We start from the raw sequence: 21921 nt of genomic DNA, 5'->3' as shown, positions 1-21921 counted from the left end.
ATGGCGAACGCTTATCCCGATAATCTCGTGACCCGCTATCAGCGCAATGGCTATGCGGTGATCAGGGGATTCTTCAACGCCGAGGAGGTCGCGACGATCGGGGCGGCGATCGATCGGCTGCACGAAGAAGGTGTGTGCCACGGCCGCAGTTTCCGGCACGGCAACCTGTTCTACAACGTCACCCCCGGCGGCGATGGCGAACCGCTGGTGCGGATGGTGCAATGGCCGTCCTATCACATCGCCGCTCTGAACGCGGTCCGCCTCGACCGTCGCTTTGCCCGGCTGCTGGAGCCATTGCTCGGTGTGAATCTGAAGCAGATCATCAACCAGGTTCACTGGAAGGCGCCGGGCGCGCTGGGCGATTTCGCCTGGCATCAGGATTCGCGCTTTCGGCAGCCTCAATGGGCCTATCGCAACCTTGCGACATCCTATGTCCAGACCGGGCTCGCGATCGATCCGCACACTCCCGAATCGGGCTGTATGCGCTTCATTCCGGCAAGCCATCTCAAGGGTGATCTCGGGCTCGACTGCTCGACCGAGGTGCTCGGAACCGCGATGAGCGACGCCGCACTCGCCGCCGCATCGCTTTCATCCGCCGACGCGATCGACGTGATGCTCGAGCCGGGCGACCTCGCGCTGTGGAACCCTTACCTCGTCCATGGATCGGGCACCAACCGGTGCAGCCACCGCCGGCGGCTCTATATCAACGGCTATGTCCGCGCCGAGGATTGCGATCGCGGCGAATGGGCGTTCCGCGGGGGTGAGCCTGTACCCTTGGGGCCAGAGCCCGCGCTGGTCCATTACGAGGAACTGCGCGATCGCGGCGGACCGCATTATGTGTGATTGGCGTCCACCCGAACGCGGTTAGTCAAAACGCACCGCGCGTCCCGAAACCCATGTGCGCCGCACCTGATACAGATCCTCGATCTGCTCGTCGGGCCGGCCCGCCACCAGCACCAGATCAGCTCGCTGACCGCGGGCGATCCGGCCATGATCGCGTGCGCCCATGATGCGCGCGCTGGTGGTTGTCGCCGCCGCGAGCGCCTCACGGGGCGTGAAGTCAAGCGTGGTGAGCAACCGAATCTCGCGCTGCGCGGCAAGGCCGGGATAGACACCGCCAATGCCGGTGTCGGTGCCGATGCCGATCCGGATTCCCGCCGCACGCAGCAGGCGCACATTATTCTGCATGATCTGCCAGCGCCGCGATTCATATTCGGGAACGGGCGCGACCGGTTCCGCCTTGCGCTCCGTCTCGCGTTCGAGGTCGCGCGGTCGCAACCGGCTCCATTCGGCGGCAAGCAGTGTGCGGTCCTGCTTCGGCTCATAGACGACGAGCGTTGGCACATAGGCCGTCCGGTGCCTTTTCATCAGCCGGATGAGTTCGCGATCGACTGGCGCGTCGCCCACGCCATGGACCAGCGCGTCCACGCCCGCGCGCGCAGCGCGCTTGGCGCCCGCGAGGGTCACCGTATGCGTCACGACCCGGATGCCTTTGGCGTGCGCGGCATCGACGATCGTCTTTAATGTCGGCAGGTCCATATCGGGCCGGTCGGCATCGCGCGCATAGCGCCAGCCGTCGGCGAAGACCTTGATGACATCGGGGCGCGAGGACAGCAGATGCTTCATCGCGGCATGCGCCTCGGCAGGCGTGGTCACCTGCGTGGTGATCGAATTGGTGAATTCGGATTCGGTGCCATGGCCATGCGGCACGCCAAGCCTGATGGCGAGGACCATATGCGGCGCGTCCGCCTGTCCCGAGGCCACGATCGCGCGGATGGGCGCGAGCATCGGTCCCGAAACCGAATATTCGTTGATCGAAGTCACTCCGCTCGCGAGATAGGGCCGGTGGGTGTCGGCAAGCGCCTGGGCGCCCTCGAATGCGGCGCGCGGTGTATGGACGTGCAGATCGTGCAGCCCGGGCATCAGCGTCAGTCCGCTCGCATCGACGATTTCGGCGTTGCGGACGCGGATACGCCGCCCGACTGCGACGATCCTGTCGCCACGCACAAGCACGTCGCGGATCTTTGCGGGCGCGCCCGTGCCGTCGAAAACGCGCGCGCCGCGGATCAGCGTCTCGGGCTCGGCATGCGCTGCGGCGGCAAAGGTGAATGCGCCTACCAGCGCAAGCAAGTTGCGCAGCCAGCGTTTCACTTCGCTTCACCCTTCAATGTCTCGTCGAAAAACGCCTTGGCCGCTTCCATGCTTCGCAGCCAGCTTTCGTGCCGGAAAAAGCTGTGCCGTTCGTTGGGAAAGGTTAGCTCCTGAAAGGCGATGCGCCGCGCTGCAAGTTCGCGCGCCAGCAGCAGCGACTGCAAGAAGGGCACGTTCTTGTCGTCATCACCATGGATCAGCAGCACGGGCGACTTCCAGTGATCAAGCGCCGCCATCGGAGAACTGTCCCATTGAAGCTGGCGCGCTGCCTCCTGCGCCTTGGGGGAAAGACTAGCGGGCACCGTCCGTAGCAGCGTGTGCACACCGTGAAGGTCGACGCCGGCCCCGAAAAGCGCGCTGTCGCGCGCAAGCGCGAGCGCGGTCAGGTAACCGCCCCAGCTCCCGCCCCAGATGCCGATCTTCCCGGCATCGACATCATCCCGCGCGGCGAGCCACCGGCCCGCGGCCAGCACGTCGCGATATTCGGAGGCGCCGCCCCGGCCCGTGTCGCGCGCCTCGCGGAACGCCTGCCCATAGCCGGTGCCGCTGCGATAGTTGACCGCAAGCACGGTGTAGCCCTCGGCCGCGAGATACTGGTTCATCGCATAGGTGTTCGAATAGTAGCCCGAGGGGTGGTAGCCGAGCAGCATCTGGCGCCGCGGCCCGCCATGGACGAAGACGATCGCGGGGCGCTTGCCGTTGGCGCGACCGCGGAACAGCTGGGCGTGCACCTGCACACCGTCCTCCGCCGTAAAGGTTACAGCTTCGGGCGCGACAAATCCTTGCGCCTCCACCGCCTTGCCCAGGGGCTTCAGGTTCCGCCCGACCAGTACGGGATGGGCGGGGCTGGCCGTATCGCTCGCAATCACCGCAAGCGCATCGCCGGCCACAGTCGGATTGCTCTCGATCGTATCACCGCGCGTCAAAGCCTCGGGCGCGCCGCCGCCAAGACGCTGACGCCAGACATGGCGTCGATCGATGTCGCCCGCATTGGCGGCGTAGATCAGGGTCTGCCCGCCAGCATCGAGCAGAAAGCTCTCGACCTCAAAGGCGCCCTGTGTCAGCGGGCGCGGCGTACCGCCCTTCGTTGCGTCGAGCGCATAGGCATGGACCCAACCACTGCGTTCCCACGGGAAGATGATCTCGCCCCCGCTGCTCCAGAACAGGTTACGGCTGCGCGTGCCATAATAGCGGCCGCCTTTGCCCTGTGGGGCGGTCCAGAGCACACGCGCCGCGCCGCTCGCGGCATCGGCAATCCGGATCGACCAGTAGGGCCCGGCCGTATCGTCCGCGCTCTGAGGCGGATCGACATAGCGGATGAAAGCGATCTGCCGCCCGTCGGGAGAGAAGGCAGGTTCTACAGAATAGCCGAGCCCGGGAGCGAGGTAGGTCAGTCGCGCCGACGCGATGTCGAGCACCGCCACGAAACTGTGATCGTCGCGATTGTCGACGAACAGCAGCCGCGCGCCATCGGGCGACCATTGCAGCGCGGTGACATCACCCGCCACCTCGGCCAACCTGCGCGGCGCAGCGCCATCGTGCCACAGCCAGATTGCGCCCTTGCGGGTATAGGCAAGCCGTTCACCCTTCGAATCAAAGGCGGGCGAATGTCCCTCGCCAACGCGCACGGGCGCGCCGCCATCGGGCGCAACGACGAAAACCTGCTGGGCGGGCGTTTCCGCACCCTGGCCCGCATTGGGCCGGTCATCGTCGGGAAACTCGCCGTCCCCGCCAGCGACAAAGGCGAGGTGCCTGCCGTTGTTGCTGAACGCCAGGTCATAGAGCTGCTGGCCGTCATCGGTGCTGTATGACGTCAGTCGGCGGGCGGGGGCATCCCGATCGGTGGTCCAGATATTGCGCACGCCGGCAACATTTTCGACCCACGCAAAGCGCGGCACGTCGCGTGCACCAGCAAGTCCGCTCGCAACGGGCAGTGCGAGTGCCTCGGCAAGCGTTGCACGGTCATCGGCAGCCGCCGGGCCGGACAGCGCCAACCCCGCCGCGCAAAGGATCAGCCAGAGTCCCCTCAGCATCTTCATGCTATCTGTCTGTAGCGCATGTCGCGGCGCCGCAAGCGCGAACTCCCCTGCTATGCCAAGCGGTTATAGGCACGCCAACACTCAGAATGATCCCGGGGTGATTGCGTTGGGCGCGGTCGCGACTAGGCTCGCGGAATGATCCTGCTACGCACTACGCTCGCGCTTTCGCTCGCTGCGGCCGCCATGCCCGCCGCGGCCCAGACACCGCTTCAGGGGCGCATCGAGGCCAGGCTGGCCGAGGCGAGACCGGGGACGCGCTTCGGTCTGGTCGTGACCACCGCCGATGGCAAGGAGCTGATCGCGATCTCGCCGGATGATCGCTTCATCCCGGCGTCCAACACCAAGATCGTCACCACCGCCGCCGCGTACGCGGCGATGGGTGCGCTTGATCAGCCCGACGCGCGTGGCGGCGCCGCGGTACGGCTCGACGATAATGGCGCGGGCGCACCCGATGTCGTCCTGATCGGCAGGGGCGACGCGCGGCTTTCAAGTGTGACCGACTGCGTGGCCAACTGCCTTGCGGCGCTGGCCGACGCGGTTGCGGCGCGCACACGCACCGTCGGCAACATCGTCGGCGACGACACGCTCTTTCCCGACGAGCGCTGGAGCCCGGGCATGAGCTGGAACAACATCGCCACGCGTTCGGGCACCGCGACCTCGGCGCTGACGGTTGACGACAACGAGTTGTTGATGACGGTCACGCCCGCCGCGCCGGGCGCGTCGGCGCACGTCGAACTCGCGCCCTATTACACCCTCGACAACCGCGTGCTGACCGTGGCGGCGGGCGAGACCAAGGTCGAATTCGCGCGCGATCCCAACCGCAATGTGGTGCGCGTGACTGGCACGATCGTCGCGGGCGCCGAACCCGAGCAGCTGAGACTCAGCATCGACGACCCCGCTCATTATGCGGCGTGGCGCCTGAAGGCGCTGCTTGCAGCGCGCGGCGTTCGCGTCACGGGCGACGTCGAGGCGCGGCATCGCCCGCTCGCGCCCGAAGACGATCCCGAGATCCGCAAGCGCACGCCACCCGTTCGACCACCCGAAGCGCCGGTGCTCGCAGCGCTCTCGCCGCCGCCGCTTGGCGAGGACATCGTGCTGATCAACAAGGTGAGCCAGAACCTGCACGCCGAGCTGCTTCTGCGGCGCGTGGCGCTACAGCAGGGATCAGGGTCGATCGGAGACGGCGTAGTCGCAGTCCAGGCGATGATGGAGCGGGCGGGCGTGGCGCGCAACGCCTACGACTTTTCCGACGGCTCGGGCATGTCGACCTATAACCGCGTGGCTCCGCGGGGCATGGCGAAGCTGCTCCGCTGGATCGCCGAACAGCCCTGGGGTGCGGCGTGGCGCCAGACGCTTCCCGTGGCGGGCGTGGACGGAACGCTGTCCAAACGCTTCCGCGGCACCACGCTGGAAGGCCGGTTGTTCGCCAAGACGGGCACGCTCAATGCAACCAATGCACTGTCGGGCTACATGATCGCGAAAAGCGGGCGTGAGCTGATCTTCTCCATCTACGCCAATGACGTTCCCAAAAATATCCGCGCGACCACGACGATGGATGCCGTGCTCGAGATGGTCGCCGCCGAAAACTGAGCGACGTCAGCCGTCCCAAGCCGCGATCACCGCATCCCCCGTTGCCGGCCGCAGCGTGAAGATGCCGCTGTCGCGGTGGCGCGTCGGGTGGACGCGATTGGTAAGCAGCGTCCAGGCGAGCCCGCGCTCAAAGTCGATCCAAAGGCCCGTGCCGGTGAAGCCGGTATGGCCGATCGTCTCGTCCGAACAGGCGTCGCCACCCGACCACCCCGCAAAACGGCGCTCCCACCCGGCGGTGCGATCGCCATTCATGCGGGTGCGGATCGCGGCAAGCGTTGCAGGAGACGCGCTGCTGCCGTTGAGGAGACCTTCAGCAAAGCCGAGCACACCATCCACCGTGCCGAACAGTCCGGCATGGCCGGGCGCCCCGCCCAGTGCCGAGGCATTCTCGTCATGCACCTCGCCCTTCAGGGCGCGGCCGCGCCACTGACAGTGCTCGGTCGCGACCGCCGGTCCGGGTGGCGGGCCGTAGCTCAGCCCTTCGCTGAGCGACCAGGCGGATAGCGGCGCACCGGTGATGCGTTCGATCGCGATGCCGAGAAGGATATAGTTGATGTCCGAATAGACCGCGGGCCCCTGCCTCCATTCGCGCTGGAGCACGAACGCGCGCAGCCGCACGGGATCATTGCCATAGGTATAGATCGGCTCGACCGCGGGAAGGCATGTCCGGTGCGACAGGCAGTCGCGAAAGCTGATCCTTCGCTCGGCGGCGTTCGCGACGTCATATTGCCGCAGATCGGGGATGGCGGTGGTCAGCGGCGCGTCGAGGTCGATCCTTCCCGCTTCGGCGAGCTCGAGGATCATCATCGTCGTCGCAATCACCTTGCTGACCGAGGCGAGGTCGAACCAGTGATCGGCGGTCAGTGGCTCGGGTTCGGGCACGAGCGCGGCCATGCCCGCGGTCTTTGTCCAGCGCCGGCCATCGGCCGCAACCACGCCCAGCGTCGCCCCGGGAATGCGGCCCTCCGCTACGGCAGCGGCGGCGGGCGCGAATGCCTGGTCGATCATATGTCCTCGCTCCTCGGCCGAATGCGCGCGATCAGCGGCAGGAACAGAATGGCGGCAAGACTCACCAGCCCCGAAAGGATGAAGAAACCATCATAGCCGATCCGCACCGCCATCGCGCCGCCCGCCCCCGAAAGCAGCCGCGGCAGCAGAAAGGCGAAGCCGGAGAGGAAGGCATATTGCGCGCCGGGATAGCGCGGGTTCACCAGCATCGAGAGATAGACGACGAAGATCGCGCCCGCCATGCCGTTGCCGAACTGGTCCGCCGCGGTGGCGATGTAGAGCATGGCTTCGGACGACGTCTGATGCGCCAGCCAGACAAAGCCGAAATTGCCCAGCGCGGCAAAGACCGCGCCGATCGAGAGCGTCACGCCCCAGCGCCAGCGCGCAGCCATCCAGCCGCCAAGCCCCACGCCGACGATGCTTGCGATCAGCGCCACATAGCTGTCGGCACGCCCGATCTCGCTCAGCGAATAGCCCAGTTCCTTGATCATCGGCTTGGACAGGTTGAGCGCCAGAACGTCGCCCATCCGATAGACCGAGACGAACGCCATCAGCAGCAACGCGCCATAGGCATAGCGCCAGAAGAAATCGACATAGGGGCCGACCGCCGCCGATCGCCGAAGCGGATGCGCTGCTGGCAGGGTGCGGATCCTGGGTATCGCCGCCGCCATGATCAGGAACGGCACCATGCAGATCATAAGCACATAGGGAGTCACATTGGTCTTGTCGCTCATTCCCATGTTGGCCGCCGCGCCCAGGACCACCCAGCCGACCGCCGCGGTCAGCGCCATGGCTGCGAACAGGATCAGCACGCTCGTGCCGACACCAATGGCGAGCGCCGGCCAACGACTGCCGCCGTGCCCGGGATCGGGGCGCATGGCGGCCAGGATCGGGAAGGGCAGAAAGGCTGCCGCGGCTATTGCGAGATAGGCGATGGTCCAGTCGGCCCGATCGGCGACCAGCAACGCGCCGCTCCCCGCCGCGACCATCGCGCTGCGGTAGCCCCACAGATTCGCTGCAGCGATCGGGCCCTGCTGCTCCTGGGTCGGCGCGAGCTCGATCCGCCAGGCGTCCGCCGCCACCTCGAGTGTCGTGGTCCAGAAGGCGAGGAGCACCGCGAACAATGCGGTCACCGCGAGGTTCGTGTCCGACGATGTGAACGCCATCGCGACCATCGCGGTGAAGATGCCGAGCTGAGACAGCATGATCCAGCCGCGCCGCTTTCCCCAGAAGCGCGCGAATCCGGGCACGTCGAAGCGGTCGAGCATCGGTGCCCACAGGAATTTGAAGGTCGGCAGCAGCTGCACCCAAGCGAAGAAGCCGATGATGACGAGGCCCACGCCATGCGCCTGCAGCCTGAGCATCAACACCGTCGAAAACATGTAGAAGGGCAACCCCGCCGAAAAGCCGAGCAGGATGTAGAGCGCCTGGCGCGCGCGGATCGAAAGCAGCGCCGAAACGTCGTGCCGACTCGCCGTGGCCGTGACCGCGCCAGCCTCACTCATCGCTGCATGTCCATCGCATATGCCGGCAGACGACCTCCTGCGGCCGAGCGTGGCCCCGCGGCCTTGGTCGGGCCAAAGCGTGCCGCCAGTCAATGGTCGCCATTGGAGTGCGCCATACACGCGGCAAAACTGTTGCAGAAAGATTACAGTTTCCTTGCGGTTATGCCCTTGCAACCAGATACTATGGCACTCAGCGCTTGATGTGACTCTTAATGCTGCAGCCGCCTTGGGAGGGCGGAATCACAACGAGGGGGCAATCATGCGTGAGGTTACAGCGAGGCGGCGGTTTCTGGTTACGGGGACGGCACTGGCCGCGCTGTGCTGGTCGGGCATGGGGGTGGCGCATGCGCAGGACGCCGCGCCCGAGGACGCGTCCGCGACCAGCGTCGGCGCAAGCGACATTGTGGTCACCGGAACGCGCATCCGTCGCGACGGCTTCGAAGCGCCGACGCCGCTGACGGTGCTCACACAGGAAGACATCCAGAACAGCTCGCCGTCGAACAACATCGCCGACTTCGTCAACCAGATGCCCGCGCTTGCCGGTTCGACGCGGCCGTCGAACTCGCGCCTCAACCTGTCGAGCGGACAGGCGGGCATCAACGCGCTCAACCTGCGCAACTTGGGCGAAGTCCGCACGCTGGTGCTGCTCGACGGGCGCCGCTCGGTCGGTTCGACAATCACCGGTCTGGTCGACGTCAACACGATTCCACAGGCGCTGGTGAAGAGCGTCGAGATCGTGACGGGCGGCGCCTCCGCCGCCTATGGCTCGGACGCGGTCGCGGGCGTCGTCAACTTCGTCCTCGACAAGAAATATGAAGGACTGAAGGTTCAGGGCGATACTGGCGTCACCACCTATGGCGACGGCTTCAACTATTCGTTCAACGTCGCGGGCGGCAAGTCGTTCGCCGGCGGACGCGGCCACATCCTGCTGAGCGGCGAGATCGCGCACCGTGACGGCATTTTCGAGGTGGACCGCGCGTGGAATCACACCGGCTATGTGCGTATCCAGGACCCCAACTGGGTTGCGGGGAGCACAACACCTCGATTTCTGATCCGCCGACAGGTCGGTGCGTCGAACTCGACGCCAGGCAGCATGATCCTCAATTCCTCCGGCGGGACAGCCAACCGGCTGCGTGGCATCTATTTCGGTCCGGGCGGTTCGGTCAACCAGTACCAATATGGTGCGCTGACCTTCCCCTCGCCCACCGGCGCGTCTCCGCCGACGCTGACGCAGGGCGGCAGCTGGCAGGTGAACGATTCAGGCCGTCGCATCGGCCTAGATCCGGAAGACGATCGTCACGGCGTCTTCGGACGGATCAGCTACGAGGTCGCCGATGGCGTCGAACTCTTCGCCGAAGGCTCGTACAACAAGCAGAAGATCCGGTTCAACGCCGGCCCCAACCTTGCGTCCACCACCACAGCCTTCAATCCCGCCAATGTTGGCGCCGGTGCGGCGGGCGCCAGCACCCTCGCGGCGGACAACGCCTATCTGATCCAGGCGCTCGGCGCCGCGCGGCTGGCGGGCATCACCGGCGTGACGATCGGCACGACGGCCGCCGACCTTCCGTTCCGCGGCGTTGCGAACGAGCGTGAGGTGCAGCGCTATCTGATCGGCGCCGAGGGCCAGTTCGAGGCCTTTGGCAAGGCGGCTCAGTGGGACATTTTCGGGCAATATGGCCGCGCGGAGATGCATGAGGAACTGAATAACATCATGCATACGCAGCGGACCGCGAGCGCGGTCGACGCCGTGTTCGCGCAGGCGGGCAATCCAGGCGGCTATGCCGCAGGCTCGATCCAGTGCCGCATCAACGTCGATGCGAATCCCAACAACAACGATCCCAACTGCCGGCCACTCAATCGTCTGGGCATCGGCGTCGCCGATCCGGCAGCGATCGCATACATTCTGGGCAACCCCTATCGCGACGAGGTTGCGGAGCAAATCGTGGTGGGCGCCAATCTGTCGCTGACCCCATTTGCGACCTGGGCCGGCGATGTCAGCATCGCCCTTGGCGGCGAGTATCGCGAAGAGAAGATCAGCGGCTTCGTTCCGACCGAGTTCCAGCCGAAGGTCACGGCCAATCCGAGTGGCGGCCTCACGACGACCAATACCTGGTCGGTGGGCAATTATCTGCCGACGAACGGCAAGTACAATGTGAAGGAGGCCTATCTTGAGACCGTAGTGCCGTTGGGCCTTGGCCTTGAATTCAACGGCGCGGTGCGCGCGACCGATTATTCGACCTCGGGCTATGTCACGACATGGAAAGTCGGTGCGACGTGGCAGCCGATCGAAGACATCCGCTTCCGCGTAACGCGTTCGCGCGACATCCGCGCGCCCAACCTCAACGAGCTGTACCAGGCCGGTTCATCGAACACGGACGCCGTCACCAACCCGTTCGGGGCAGGAAGCGGCCCCAATGGCGGCGTCTATGGCTCGAGCATTTCCTATTCGGCGCTGAACCTCGGCAACCCGAACCTGCGCCCCGAAAAGGCGGATTCATGGAATGTCGGCGGCGTGCTTTCGCCGCGCTTCCTGCCCGGCTTCAATCTTTCGGTCGATTATTTCCGCATCGACATGGAAGATGCGATCGACACGCTCACTGCGCAGGATATCGTCAATCGCTGCTTTGAGGGTCGCGCGGAATATTGCGCAGCCATCACCCAGGATCCGAACAGCACATCGCGTATCCTGATCCGCAGCCAGCCGTTCAACTTTGCGCAGCGGCTCGCAAAGGGAATCGATTTCGACGCGTCGTACCGCATTCCGCTGGACCGCATCTTCAATGCCGAGGGCAGCTTCACGCTGCGCGGTGTGGCGACACGCTATCTCGACAATATCGTCGACACCGGCATCCCGGGGAACGTGCCGCTCAACACCGTCGGCGTGAACGGCGGGCAGTACAGCACGCCCAAGTGGATCTACCGCTTCAACGCGGGCTATGATACCGACGACTTCTCGATCACCGCGGTGGCGCGTGGCGTCAGCTCGGGCAAATATACCGCCAGCGGCATTGAGTGCCAGACGGGCTGCCCGCTCTCGACCACCCAGTTCCCCACTTATGATGACCTCAGCATCAAGGGACTGTTCTACGTCGATCTCAACCTGTCGCAGAAGATCGCCATCAACAGCGGTTCGCAGGCACAGTTCTTCTTCAACGTGACGAACCTGTTCAACAAGGGCCCCATGCTGCTGCCCGAAACCGGCCTCGCGGCGAACAGCACCTATTCGGATCTTCTGGGCCGTCAGTTCCGCGTCGGTGTCCGCATGGAGCTACGCTGATAACGCACTGATCGGCGATGCTGATCCTCGCGCTCGCCGCGGCATTGAGCCGTCGGCGGGCGTCAGTATTCCCTTCGCGGCGGCGCGTGACCCAGGATGTTTCGGTGGCCAACCGTGCGCGTCAGGCTCAACCCTGACCGCCCAGCCGATAGCCGACACCGAGTTCGTTGACGATGACGCGTGGCTGCTGGGGATCGGTCTCGAGCTTCTGGCGAATATTGCGGACCACGACGCGCAGATATTCGATGTGATGCTCGACCTCGTGCGTCCAGACATTCTTGAGCAGCTGGGCGTGGGTTACGACGCGTCCCGGCGATCTGGCGAGCGTCTCGACCACCCCATATTCCTTGGGCGTCAGATGCACCTCTACCCCGGCCTTCACGATGCGACGGCGCACGAGGTCGATCTCGACATCGTGCGCGACGATCACGGGTGCGCCGCCCTGCGTCACGACGCGGTGCCTCAGCGCGGTGCGCACGCGCGCGAGCAGCTCGTCGGTGTCGAAGGGTTTGGTGACATAGTCGTCCGCACCCAGATCGAGCGCGTTCACCTTTTCTTCGGTCGCCTCGCGCGCGGAGACGACGAGCAGCGTCGCGTCCGAGCGCTGTTTGATCAACGGGACAAGCTCCATGCCGTCGCGGTCGGGCAGCCCGAGGTCCAGCAGCACAACGTCGGGCGCCTCGTCGATCGCGGCAAGCGCGCGCCGCGCATCCTCGGCTTCGACGACGTCATAGCCGCCGCGGGTGAGCGCGGTGCGCAACAGACGACGGATATGCGATTCGTCATCTATAACGAGAACCTTGTTACGGACGGTCACGTGATGGGCTCCGGGCTGGTGTCACGCATGAGCAGCGCATTGGGGAACAGCAGGCTGAAGCGCGCGCCCTGACGGTCCTCGCGATTGGCAGCGGCGACGCCGATTCCCATCGCCTCCGCGAATCCCTTGACGATGGCGAGGCCAAGCCCGGTGCCACTTTTTGAACGGTCGGAGCCTTCCAGGCGCGCGAAAGTCTCAAAGATCCGACTTTCCTTGCCCGGCGGCAGCCCCGGCCCTTCGTCGAGGATCGAGAGCGTGACACCATCGGCCGACCGCACGCCGCTGATCACGATCGGCGTTCCCGGATCGGCGTAGCGTCCGGCATTGTCTAGCAGGTTGATCAGGCAATGGTGGAAGAGTTGCGGGTCGATCCGGACGAGCGGCAGCGTTGGTGGCACCTCGAGCGTGATGGCATGGCCCTCAAGCGTCTGACGCGTATCGTGGACCGCGCTTGCTACGGCGTCGGTCAGGTCCGTTGCCTCGATATTGAGCCTGAGCGCGCCCGCCTCGACGCGCGCCATGTCGAGCAGGTTGGCGACGAAGCGGTTGAGCCGTTGCGCCTCGCCCTCGATCACCTCGACCAGTGGTGCCGGATCCTTGCGCTTGAGTTCGGCGGCGGCGGCGAGGATCGTCGTGAGCGGCGTGCGCAGGTCGTGGCTGACCGAGGACAGCAGCGCCGCGCGCAGCCGGTCGCGCTCCAGCAGCTGCTCGATGCCACGCATGTCGCGCTCGAGCTGCATCCGTTCGAGCACGATCGCGGCCTGATCGAGCAGGCTCATCAGCATCGGCATCTGGTCGGCGCGGACGGGCTCGCCCGCATCGTCACGCGCGAGGCCGATCACGCCGAGCACCCCGCGTCCCGTGCGCAGGGGATGGAACAACCAGTCTGATGCGGTGAGCGTTGCAGAGCCGCGCCCCGCCGGCTGGTTCTTCTCGATCGCCCATTGCGCGGCGGCCAGCTCGATCTGTTCGAGACGGTTCTCGGGCGGGATGGCGGCATGGAGCTGCGGGCCGTCGGGCGAGGGGAGGAGGAGCACCGCGCGCGCGTCGAACAGGCGCGCGAGCTCCGCGCAGATCGCCTGCATCAGCTCTTCCTCGTTGACGGTCACGGTCAACTCGCGCGAAAAGCCCGCGAGCGCTGCGTTCTGGCGCGCGCTCGATGCCGCGAGATCGGCCTGCGCGCGCACCCGCGCCGCGAACTGGCTGGTCACGACCGCAACCCCCAGCAGCACGATGATCGTCACGACATTTTCGGGATTGCTGACGGTGAGCGTGCCCGTGGGCGGCAGGAAGAAGAAGTTGTAGGCGAGCGACGATAGCGCGCCCGTGAAGAGCCCGGCACGCAGTCCGAACAGGCTGGCCGCGAACATGACGGGCACGAGATAGAGCAGCGCGACATTCTCCAGAGCGAGGATCTGGAACAGCAACCGTCCGATCGCGGTCACCCCCGCCACCATCAGCATCGACCAGAGATAGTCGCTGGGCTCGCCCCAGTTGCTCGGGCGCCCGCGCTCGACGCGCGGAGCGGGGGTTTCCTCTTCAGCGGGCAGCACATGGACCGCGATATCCGAGACACTCCGGACGAGCCGATCGACCACCGATCCGTGGCGGAATTCGAACCACCAGGAGCGCGACGACTTGCCGACGACGATCTGCGTAGCGCGTGCCTCGCGCGCGAACGTCGAAAGCCCGCTCACGACATCGGCGGCGGGGATCGTCGCGGTGACCGCGCCCAGTTGCGAGGCGAGCGCGAGCGCCTCGGCGACGCGCTGGCGCTCGGCGTCCGAAAGCTCGTGCGCGCGGCGCGTCTCGATATGCACCGCGGTCCAGGGCGCGCGCAGCGCATCGGCGAGGCGCTTGGCTGCGCGGACGAGACCGAGCGTATGCGGCTGCTCGCTGACCGCGACGAGCACGCGTTCGCCCGCCGCGAAGGTGCCCGCGAGCGCGTGCGCGCGGACATAGTCGAGCATCTGCGCATCGACAGCCTGCGCCGCGCGGCGCAGCGCGAGCTCGCGCAGCGCCGAGAGATTGGACTTGGAGAAGAAGTGCGTGAGCGCGCGGCTCGCCTCCTCGGGAATATAGACCTTGCCCGCCTTCAGTCGCTCGATCAGCTCGTCGGGCGGGATGTCGACCACCTCGATCTCGGCGGTCTCGAGGATGCGATCGGGTATGGTCTCGCGCACGCGGACGCGCGTGAAGGACGCGACGACGTCGTTGAGGCTTTCGATATGCTGGATGTTGATCGTCGAATAGACGTCGATCCCCGCATCGAGGAGTTCCTCGACATCCTGATAGCGCTTGGGGTGTCGGCTGCCCGGCGCGTTGGTGTGCGCCAGCTCGTCGACGAGCACGAGCTGGGGATGGCGTTCGAGAATGGCGTCGATGTCCATCTCGCTGATCACATGCCCCTGATAGGGAATGGAGAGTCGCGGAATGATCTCGTGCCCGCGCGTCAGCAGCTCGGTTTCCTGTCGGCCGTGCGTCTCGACCACGCCAATGACGACATCGACTCCGTCACGGCGCTGCTCTGCACCGTCGGAGAGCATCTCATAGGTCTTGCCCACCCCCGGTGCGGCGCCGAGGAACACCTTCAGACGGCCGCGGCCCTCCTGCGTCGCCTGACGCAGAAGGGCCTCGGGTTCGGGTCGATTTTCGTCCTGTCTCACTCGGGCTTATTAGCGCCGAGACGGTCCAGCTGTCGATTGAGCGCGAGCACATTGATGCGCGGCTCTCCGAGAACACCGAGCAGTGGCTGCGCGATCGACTGTTCAACCAGCGTGCGAACGCCGGCTTCGGGCAGACCGCGCACGCGCGCGACACGCGGAACCTGCGCCAGTGCGGTTTCGGGCGAGATATCGGGATCGAGGCCCGAACCCGAGGCGGTGACGCTATCGGCGGGCAGGCCACCCGAGATACCTTCGGCGCGGCGCGCCTCGATATCGGTCTTCACCCGATCGACCAGCGCCTGGCTCGTCGGCCCGAGATTGGAGCCTGACGAGGCAAGCCCGTCATAGCCCTTGCCCGCGGCCGAGGGGCGCGTGTGGAAATAGCGCTCGCCGGTGAAAGCCTGGCCGACGACGCTCGAGCCGATGACCTTGCCGTCCTCCTCGATCAGGCTGCCATTGGCCTGGCTGGGGAAGATCAGCTGGCCGATGCCGGTGAGCGCGAGCGGATAGGCGATCCCGAGCAGCAGCGCGAACAATATGGTGAGCGCGAATGCGGGACGGAGCGCGGTTGCGATATCCTTGCCCATGGTCATTTACTCCTATGCAAGGCCGATGGCGTTGACGACGACGTCGATCAGCTTGATGCCGATGAACGGCGCCACCAGGCCGCCAAGACCGTAGATGGCGAGGTTGCGCGCGAGCAGCGGGCCCGCGCCCATCGGCTTGTACTTCACGCCCTTGAGCGCGAGCGGCACGAGCAGCGGGATGATCAGCGCGTTGAAGATGATCGCCGAGAGGATCGCCGATTCGGGCGTAGCGAGTCCCATCACGTTGAGCACGGCGAGCCCCGGATAGAGCACGACGAACATCGCGGGGATGATCGCGAAATATTTGGCGACGTCGTTGGCGACCGAGAAGGTGGTGAGCGCACCCCGCGTCATCAGCAGCTGTTTGCCGAGGCCGACGACCTCGATCAGCTTGGTCGGATCGCTGTCGAGATCGACCATGTTGCCCGCCTCGCGCGCGGCCTGGGTGCCGGTGTTCATCGACACGCCGACATCGGCCTGGGCAAGGGCGGGGGCGTCGTTGGTGCCGTCACCACACATCGCGATGAGCTTGCCGCCTTCCTGCTCCTTGCGGATCAGCACCAGCTTGTCCTCGGGCGTCGCCTGCGCGAGGAAATCATCCACCCCCGCCTCGGCCGCGATCGAGGCGGCGGTCAGCGGATTGTCGCCGGTGATCATCACGGTGCGGATGCCCATGGCGCGCAGTTCGGCGAAGCGTTCGCGAATGCCCGCCTTGACGATGTCCTTGAGGAAGATGGCGCCAAGCAGCTTGCCGTCCTTGGCCACTGCCAATGGCGTTCCGCCCTGACGCGCGATCTCGTCGGTGATGCGGCGCAGCTCGGTTGCCGCGGCGGTTTCGCCGACGCCGGGATTGGCCTTGAGTACCGAGTCGACCGCACCCTTCTGGATCGTCGAGCTGTTGTGCCTGATCCCCGAGATCCGGGTCTGCGCGGTGAAGGGAATGACCTCCGATCCTTTGGGCAGCTCGGCGATTTTGATGCCGAACAGGTCGCGCGCGAGTACGACAATCGAGCGACCCTCGGGCGTTTCGTCGGCAAGGCTGGCGAGCAGCGCCGCTTCGGCAAGCTCGTTGACGCTGGTGTTGCCGACGGTGCGGAACTCGCTCGCCTGGCGGTCGCCAACCGTGATCGTGCCGGTCTTGTCGAGCAGCAGCGTATCGATGTCGCCCGCGGCCTCCACCGCGCGGCCCGACTTGGCGAGCACGTTGAAGCGCACCAGCCTGTCCATGCCCGCAATGCCGATCGCCGAAAGCAACGCGGCGATGGTCGTGGGGATGAGCGTGATCAGCAGCGCGGCGAGGATCGAGACGGGGATGCTGCCCCCCGCATAGCTCGCGAAACCGGGGATCGTCGCGACCGCGATCAGGAAGATGATCGTAAGGCCGACCAGCAGGATGGTCAGCGCAATTTCATTGGGCGTCTTCTGTCGCTCGGCGCCCTCGACCAGCGCGATCATCCGATCGAGAAAGCCGTGACCGGGATTGACCGTGACGCGGACGCGGATCTCGTCGGAGATGACGCGCGTGCCCGCAGTCACCGCGGAGCGGTCGCCGCCTGCCTCGCGGATCACCGGCGCGCTTTCGCCGGTGATTGCCGATTCGTTGACCGAGGCGACGCCCGCGACGACATCACCGTCGGAGGGGATGATGTCGCCGGTCTGGACGAGGACGATGTCGTCGATCCTGAGCGCGCTGGCGGGCACGACCTCGATCGCGTCGCCCTTGCCCTTCAGCCGCTTGGCGGTGAGTTCGGCCTTGGTGGCGCGCAGGCTGGCGGCCTGCGCCTTGCCCCGGCCCTCGGCAAGCGCCTCGGCAAAGGTGCCGAAGAGCACGGTGAGCCACAGCCAGATTGCGAGCTGGAGCTTGAAGCCGAAGCTCAAGGGGTCGTTGCCGACGACGAGCAGGATCGTCAGCAGCGCTGCCACGACGGCGGTGACGAACATCACCGGGTTGCGGATCAGCTGCCGCGGATCGAGCTTGCGAAAGGCATCGCCGATCGCAGGCACGAGCAGGTCTGCCGTGAAGATGGATTTAGGTGCGGTGCGAGTCATATGTTTTCGCCCCGATCAGAAGAGTTGGCCGCGGATCATCGAGAGATGATCGGCGATGGGACCGAGCGCGAGGCTCGGCAGGAAGGTAAGGCCGCCCAGGACCAGGATGATCCCGACCAGCAGGCCGACCCACAGGCCGCCCGTGGTGGGGAAGGATCCCGCGGACTCGGCATGGTGCTTCTTGGACGCGAGCGAGCCGGCGATCGCCAGCATCGGCACGATGATGAAAAAGCGTCCGAGCCACATCGCGATGCCAAGCAGCGCGTTGTAATAGGGCGTGTTGGCAGTGAGCCCCGCAAAGGCCGAGCCGTTGTTCGCCACGCCCGAAGTGAAGGCGTAGAGGATCTCGGAAAAGCCGTGGGGCCCCTTGTTGAGCGGACCCGCGAGCCCCGCATCGAGCACGGAGCTCAGTGCGGTGAAGCCGAGGATGATGAGCGGCAGGATCGCGATCGCGAGAACAGTGAGCTTCACCTCGCGCCCCTCGATCTTCTTGCCGACATATTCAGGGGTACGTCCGACCATGAGGCCCGCGACGAACACCGCGAGGATCGCGAAGAGCAGGAAGCCATAGATGCCTGCGCCGACGCCACCGACGACGATTTCGCCGAGCTGCATGTTGAACAGCGGGATCATGCCGCCAAGCGCGGTAAAGCTGTCGTGCATCGCATTGACCGCGCCGCACGAAGCCGCGGTGGTCACCACCGAGAACAAGGCGGAGGCGGCAATGCCGAAACGGACCTCCTTGCCCTCCATATTGCCCCCCGCAACGCCGAGCTGATGCAGCACCGGATTGCCTGCGGCTTCCTGCCAGTAGGTGACGGCAGTGCCTGCGAGAAACAGGATCATCATCGCCGCAAGGATTGCCCAGCCCTGGCGCGTGTTGCCCACGGCCTTGCCGAAGGTCCAGGTAAGCCCCACGCCGATCAAGAAGATCGAGAGCATCTGGACGAAATTGATGAGCGCATTGGGGTTTTCGAAGGGATGCGCGGAGTTGGCGTTGAAGAAGCCGCCGCCATTGGTGCCGAGCATCTTGATAGCTTCCTGCGAAGCGACCGGGCCGAGCGCGAGCGTCTGCTTCACGCCTTCGAGCGTTGCGATGTCGACAGAACCGGCCAGCGTCTGCGGCACGCCGTTCGCGATCAGGAAGAGGGCATAGACGATGCAGAGCGGCAGCAGCAGATAGAGCGTGACGCGCGTGACATCGGCCCAGAAATTGCCGATCGCCTTTGCCTCGCGCCGGGCAAAGCCGCGGAACAGCGCGAAGGCGAGCGCGATACCCGTCGCCGCCGACAGGAAGTTGTGGATGGTGAGGCCGAGCATCTGCGACAGGTTCGACATCGTCGATTCACCCGCATAGCTCTGCCAGTTGGTGTTGGTGGTGAAGCTGACCGCCGTATTGAAGGCGAGATGCTCGCTGACCCCGGCGAAGCCCAGCGGATTCCCGGGCAGCACGCCCTGGAGCCTGAGCACCGCATAGGTAAGGAACAGCAGCACCGCGTTGAACAGCAGCATGTGGACGGCATAGCGCCGCCAGCTCTGCTCTTCGTCGGGATTGATGCCCGAGAGTTTGTAGAAACCGCGCTCGACGGGGCCGAGCACGGCGTGAAGCGGCGTCCGGCGCCCTTCATAGAGCGCGAACAGCCACTGACCCATGGGTTTTGTGAGTGCCAGCAATGTGCCGACAAAAGCGAGGATGAGGATCCAGCCCTGAAACGTCATGGCAAGCCTCCGATCAATAGCGTTCGGGTCGCACGAGCACGGCGACCAGATAGATGAGAAGGGCAATCGCGGTGATTGCGGCGAGCCAGAGATCAAGTGTCATGCCGCCCCCTCACGCGTTGTCGCACAGGCGGACATAGGCGATGGTTACGCCCAGCAGTCCAAGGATCAGTCCGATCCACAACACATCACCCATGGGTGTTCTCCTTGTCAGAAGGCTGCGGTGAGCGACACGACCGCGGCGCCGTCGACGATCTGGCGGCCCGGGGTCGTCCCGCTCGTGTAGAAGGTGTCGGCTGCGGTCTTGCCGATGTCGGTGTCGACATAGGCGACGCCCAGGGTCAGCATCTTGTAGGTAAAGTCGGCGCCGATCAGCCAGTCGACATAGTTGCCGTCAGGGCCGGCGAGTGTCGAACCGTTGCCGGTCGTGTAGCCAACATGCGCCTTCAGCGTGACCGGTGCGCCGGGGATCCCGACACCGGCATCGGTGTACACATAGAGGTTGTCTTCATCGCCGATCGCATCCTGCTTGGGTGCATAGGCGGCGCCGAGCTTGAGCGATGCGGGGCCAACGGTGCCACTGATCGAGGCATAGGGCTCGGCATAGTCGGTGCCGTCGGTGCCGGGGTAGAGATACCAGAGCAGGCCGCCGTCGAGCGTCACGCCGCCGACCTGCGTCTTGTACCCGCCGAACACGTCCAGTTCCATGTTCGAACCGCCAAAGCTGCCGAAGCCCGCGAGGTTCGAGCCCCAGGTGCCGACATAGAAGCCCGACTCATGCGTCGCGGTGAGGCCCGCCTGCACGGCCAGATCCTCGTCGGACTGCGAAACGCCGCGGAAACGATATTGCGAAACGAGCGCGGCGCTTCCCGACAGCGTGATCGCTGGCGTCGGCGTCTCGGTCTCGGCGGGTTGCGCGGTTTCCTCCTGGGCATAGGCCGGCGCCGCGGATGCAAGCGCGAAGGTGGAAACGGCGAGAAACTTGGTAATCTTGTGCATTGTTACACCCCAAATCACCGCTGGGGCGCTGGATCATCCGGCACCCGAGTCGATGTGAGGCGTGCGATTAGGTGATGCGCGGATTTGAATGCGAGACCGGCGAGGATCGCGTTCCATATGTTTTGCATATGGTTTTGCCCGGCGGACGCGCCCAGATCACGGTTGTGCCGGATTTGCCAGGGCGCGACGATGCCGATTGCCTGTGGCATGATCGGCGCATGTCCGCCTGCCGCGTCATGCAACTGGATGCACCGCACCTGCCGCTGCGGTTGGCGGAACGCGCGCTACCTGCGATGGGGGCAGAGGATCTCCTGCTCGCGGTTGCCGCCTGCGGGGTGTGTCGGACAGACCTTCATATCGTCGATGGCGAGGTCGCGGCGTGTTACCCGATCGTCCCGGGGCACGAGATCGTCGGGCGCGTCCTCGCGATGGGGCGGAATGTGCGGAACGTTTCAGTCGGGCAGCGGGTCGGCGTGCCCTGGCTCGGCGCGAGCTGCGGCGCCTGCCGCTATTGCCGCGCCGGACACGAAAATCTGTGCGATCGTCCGGTCTTCACCGGCTGCACGCGCGATGGGGGCTATGCGACGCACGCGGTCGCGGATGCGCGCTTCTGCTTTTCGTTGCCCGATCGGCTTGGCGATGCCGAGGTGGCGCCGCTGCTCTGCGCGGGGCTGATCGGCTGGCGCTCGCTCGCCATGGCAGGGGAGGGGGGCGACATCGGGCTCTACGGCTTCGGCGCCGCCGCGCATATCATCGCGCAGGTCGCGGCATGGCAGGGCCGGCGCGTCCATGCCTTTACCCGGCCCGGCGACGAGGCGGCGCAGCGGCTCGCCCGCGAACTGGGCTGCATCTGGGCAGGCGGTTCGGACGCACCCGCGCCGCGCCCACTCGACGCGGCGATCATCTTCGCGCCCGTGGGTGCGCTCGTGCCGCCGGCGCTGCGGCAGGTCCGCAAGGGCGGGCGTGTGGTCTGCGCCGGGATCCATATGAGCGACATCCCCGGCTTTCCCTATGCCGATCTTTGGGGCGAGCGCGCGATTCTGTCGGTCGCCAATCTCACGCGCGCTGACGGCGAGACCTTTTTCGCGGTCGCCGAACGGATGACGCTCAGGACGGTCGTCACGACCTTCCCGCTGGAGCAGGCGAATGCACCGCTCGCGGCATTGCGCGAGGGACGGCTGACCGGGGCCGCGGTCCTCCTGCCATGAACCGTCCTGTACGATCGAATCAGCCGACGATTCGGCTCCGGTGACGAACCAGCGCGCCGCCAGCGACGATTCGCGCCCGCGCATGGCCCGGTCTCTGGCAGGCCAACCGCCAGACGCTAGGATCGAAATGCCCGGAAATCAGCCGTTTGACTACCTTCACCCTTCGTTGTCGCCATCTTTTTTACAGGATCGTGACCAAAGCGCAGAAAGGCGGTTGACGCGACTCAACCCCCTCCATATATGCCCTTTCACCGCGGCGCTGAGCCACCTGGCCGGCGCGGTGGTCGCTAAAATGACGGATGCGCG

Annotated in this window: 15 protein-coding genes; 4 read left to right on the top strand and 11 right to left on the bottom strand. The window is 65.7% G+C overall.

What is annotated here, in order from left to right:
* Positions 1-843 (top strand): phytanoyl-CoA dioxygenase family protein, encoded by an 843-nt coding sequence (locus tag AC3WJD_RS11250; RefSeq protein ID WP_492746725.1) that lies wholly within the window; start codon positions 1-3, stop codon positions 841-843.
* A 21-nt stretch (positions 844-864) separates the two neighbouring features.
* On the opposite strand, the gene AC3WJD_RS11245 is transcribed toward AC3WJD_RS11250, so the two are convergent.
* A complete protein-coding gene (locus tag AC3WJD_RS11245) occupies positions 865-2151 on the bottom strand; it encodes an amidohydrolase family protein (protein WP_492746724.1) in 1287 nt (428 codons plus the stop codon).
* Positions 2148-4190: a S9 family peptidase gene (locus AC3WJD_RS11240; protein ID WP_492746723.1), complete on the bottom strand. Its 2043-nt coding sequence runs from the start codon at positions 4188-4190 to the stop codon at positions 2148-2150. Before AC3WJD_RS11240 ends, AC3WJD_RS11245 begins: the two co-directional genes overlap by 4 nt.
* Positions 4191-4325: 135 nt before the next feature.
* Here AC3WJD_RS11240 and dacB point away from each other — a divergent pair, with 135 nt between their 5' ends.
* On the top strand, positions 4326-5780 hold the full coding sequence (gene dacB, locus AC3WJD_RS11235) for a D-alanyl-D-alanine carboxypeptidase/D-alanyl-D-alanine endopeptidase (protein ID WP_492746722.1): 1455 nt from the start codon (positions 4326-4328) through the stop codon (positions 5778-5780).
* A 6-nt stretch (positions 5781-5786) separates the two neighbouring features.
* Here dacB and AC3WJD_RS11230 read toward each other — a convergent pair whose 3' ends face one another.
* Both AC3WJD_RS11230 and AC3WJD_RS11225 read right to left on the bottom strand, forming a co-directional pair.
* Positions 5787-6788, bottom strand: a complete 1002-nt coding sequence (locus tag AC3WJD_RS11230) for a serine hydrolase domain-containing protein (RefSeq protein ID WP_492746721.1) — start codon at positions 6786-6788, stop codon at positions 5787-5789.
* Positions 6785-8293, bottom strand: a complete 1509-nt coding sequence (locus AC3WJD_RS11225; protein ID WP_492746719.1) for an MFS transporter — start codon at positions 8291-8293, stop codon at positions 6785-6787. Before AC3WJD_RS11225 ends, AC3WJD_RS11230 begins: the two co-directional genes overlap by 4 nt.
* Before the next feature lie 259 nt (positions 8294-8552).
* On the opposite strand from AC3WJD_RS11225, the gene AC3WJD_RS11220 reads away from it, so the two are divergent.
* Positions 8553-11570 (top strand): TonB-dependent receptor plug domain-containing protein, encoded by a 3018-nt coding sequence (locus AC3WJD_RS11220; protein ID WP_492746718.1) that lies wholly within the window; start codon positions 8553-8555, stop codon positions 11568-11570.
* 127 nt (positions 11571-11697) lie between these two features.
* On the opposite strand, the gene AC3WJD_RS11215 is transcribed toward AC3WJD_RS11220, so the two are convergent.
* From AC3WJD_RS11215 to AC3WJD_RS11185, 7 genes are all read right to left on the bottom strand, one after another.
* Entirely contained in the window at positions 11698-12387 is a 690-nt protein-coding gene (locus AC3WJD_RS11215; RefSeq protein ID WP_492746717.1) for a response regulator, read from the bottom strand.
* Positions 12384-15053 (bottom strand): DUF4118 domain-containing protein, encoded by a 2670-nt coding sequence (locus AC3WJD_RS11210; protein ID WP_492746716.1) that lies wholly within the window; start codon positions 15051-15053, stop codon positions 12384-12386. The genes AC3WJD_RS11215 and AC3WJD_RS11210 overlap by 4 nt, the downstream gene beginning before the upstream one ends.
* On the bottom strand, positions 15050-15640 hold the full coding sequence (kdpC, locus tag AC3WJD_RS11205; protein ID WP_492746745.1) for a potassium-transporting ATPase subunit KdpC: 591 nt from the start codon (positions 15638-15640) through the stop codon (positions 15050-15052). The genes AC3WJD_RS11210 and kdpC overlap by 4 nt, the downstream gene beginning before the upstream one ends.
* A 12-nt stretch (positions 15641-15652) precedes the next feature.
* Positions 15653-17689 carry a potassium-transporting ATPase subunit KdpB gene (gene kdpB, locus AC3WJD_RS11200; protein WP_492746715.1) on the bottom strand — a complete coding sequence of 679 codons (2037 nt, stop codon included), beginning with the start codon at positions 17687-17689 and terminating at the stop codon, positions 15653-15655.
* A gap of 15 nt (positions 17690-17704) precedes the next feature.
* Positions 17705-19408, bottom strand: coding sequence for a potassium-transporting ATPase subunit KdpA (gene kdpA, locus AC3WJD_RS11195; RefSeq protein ID WP_492746714.1), 1704 nt, complete (start codon positions 19406-19408; stop codon positions 17705-17707).
* 13 nt (positions 19409-19421) lie between these two features.
* Entirely contained in the window at positions 19422-19511 is a 90-nt protein-coding gene (locus AC3WJD_RS11190; RefSeq protein WP_241632919.1) for a potassium-transporting ATPase subunit F, read from the bottom strand.
* A 107-nt stretch (positions 19512-19618) separates the two neighbouring features.
* On the bottom strand, positions 19619-20407 hold the full coding sequence (locus AC3WJD_RS11185) for a TorF family putative porin (protein WP_492746713.1): 789 nt from the start codon (positions 20405-20407) through the stop codon (positions 19619-19621).
* Between the two features lie 218 nt (positions 20408-20625).
* On the opposite strand from AC3WJD_RS11185, the gene AC3WJD_RS11180 reads away from it, so the two are divergent.
* The gene (locus tag AC3WJD_RS11180) at positions 20626-21615 is read left to right on the top strand and encodes a zinc-dependent alcohol dehydrogenase family protein (RefSeq protein ID WP_492746712.1); all 990 of its coding nucleotides are present in this window, start codon (positions 20626-20628) and stop codon (positions 21613-21615) included.
* Positions 21616-21921 lie beyond the last annotated feature (306 nt).

Source organism: Sphingobium sp. FW306-1B-F04DB (genome assembly GCF_058781925.1).
This window is presented reverse-complemented; position numbering and strand designations above follow the sequence as displayed.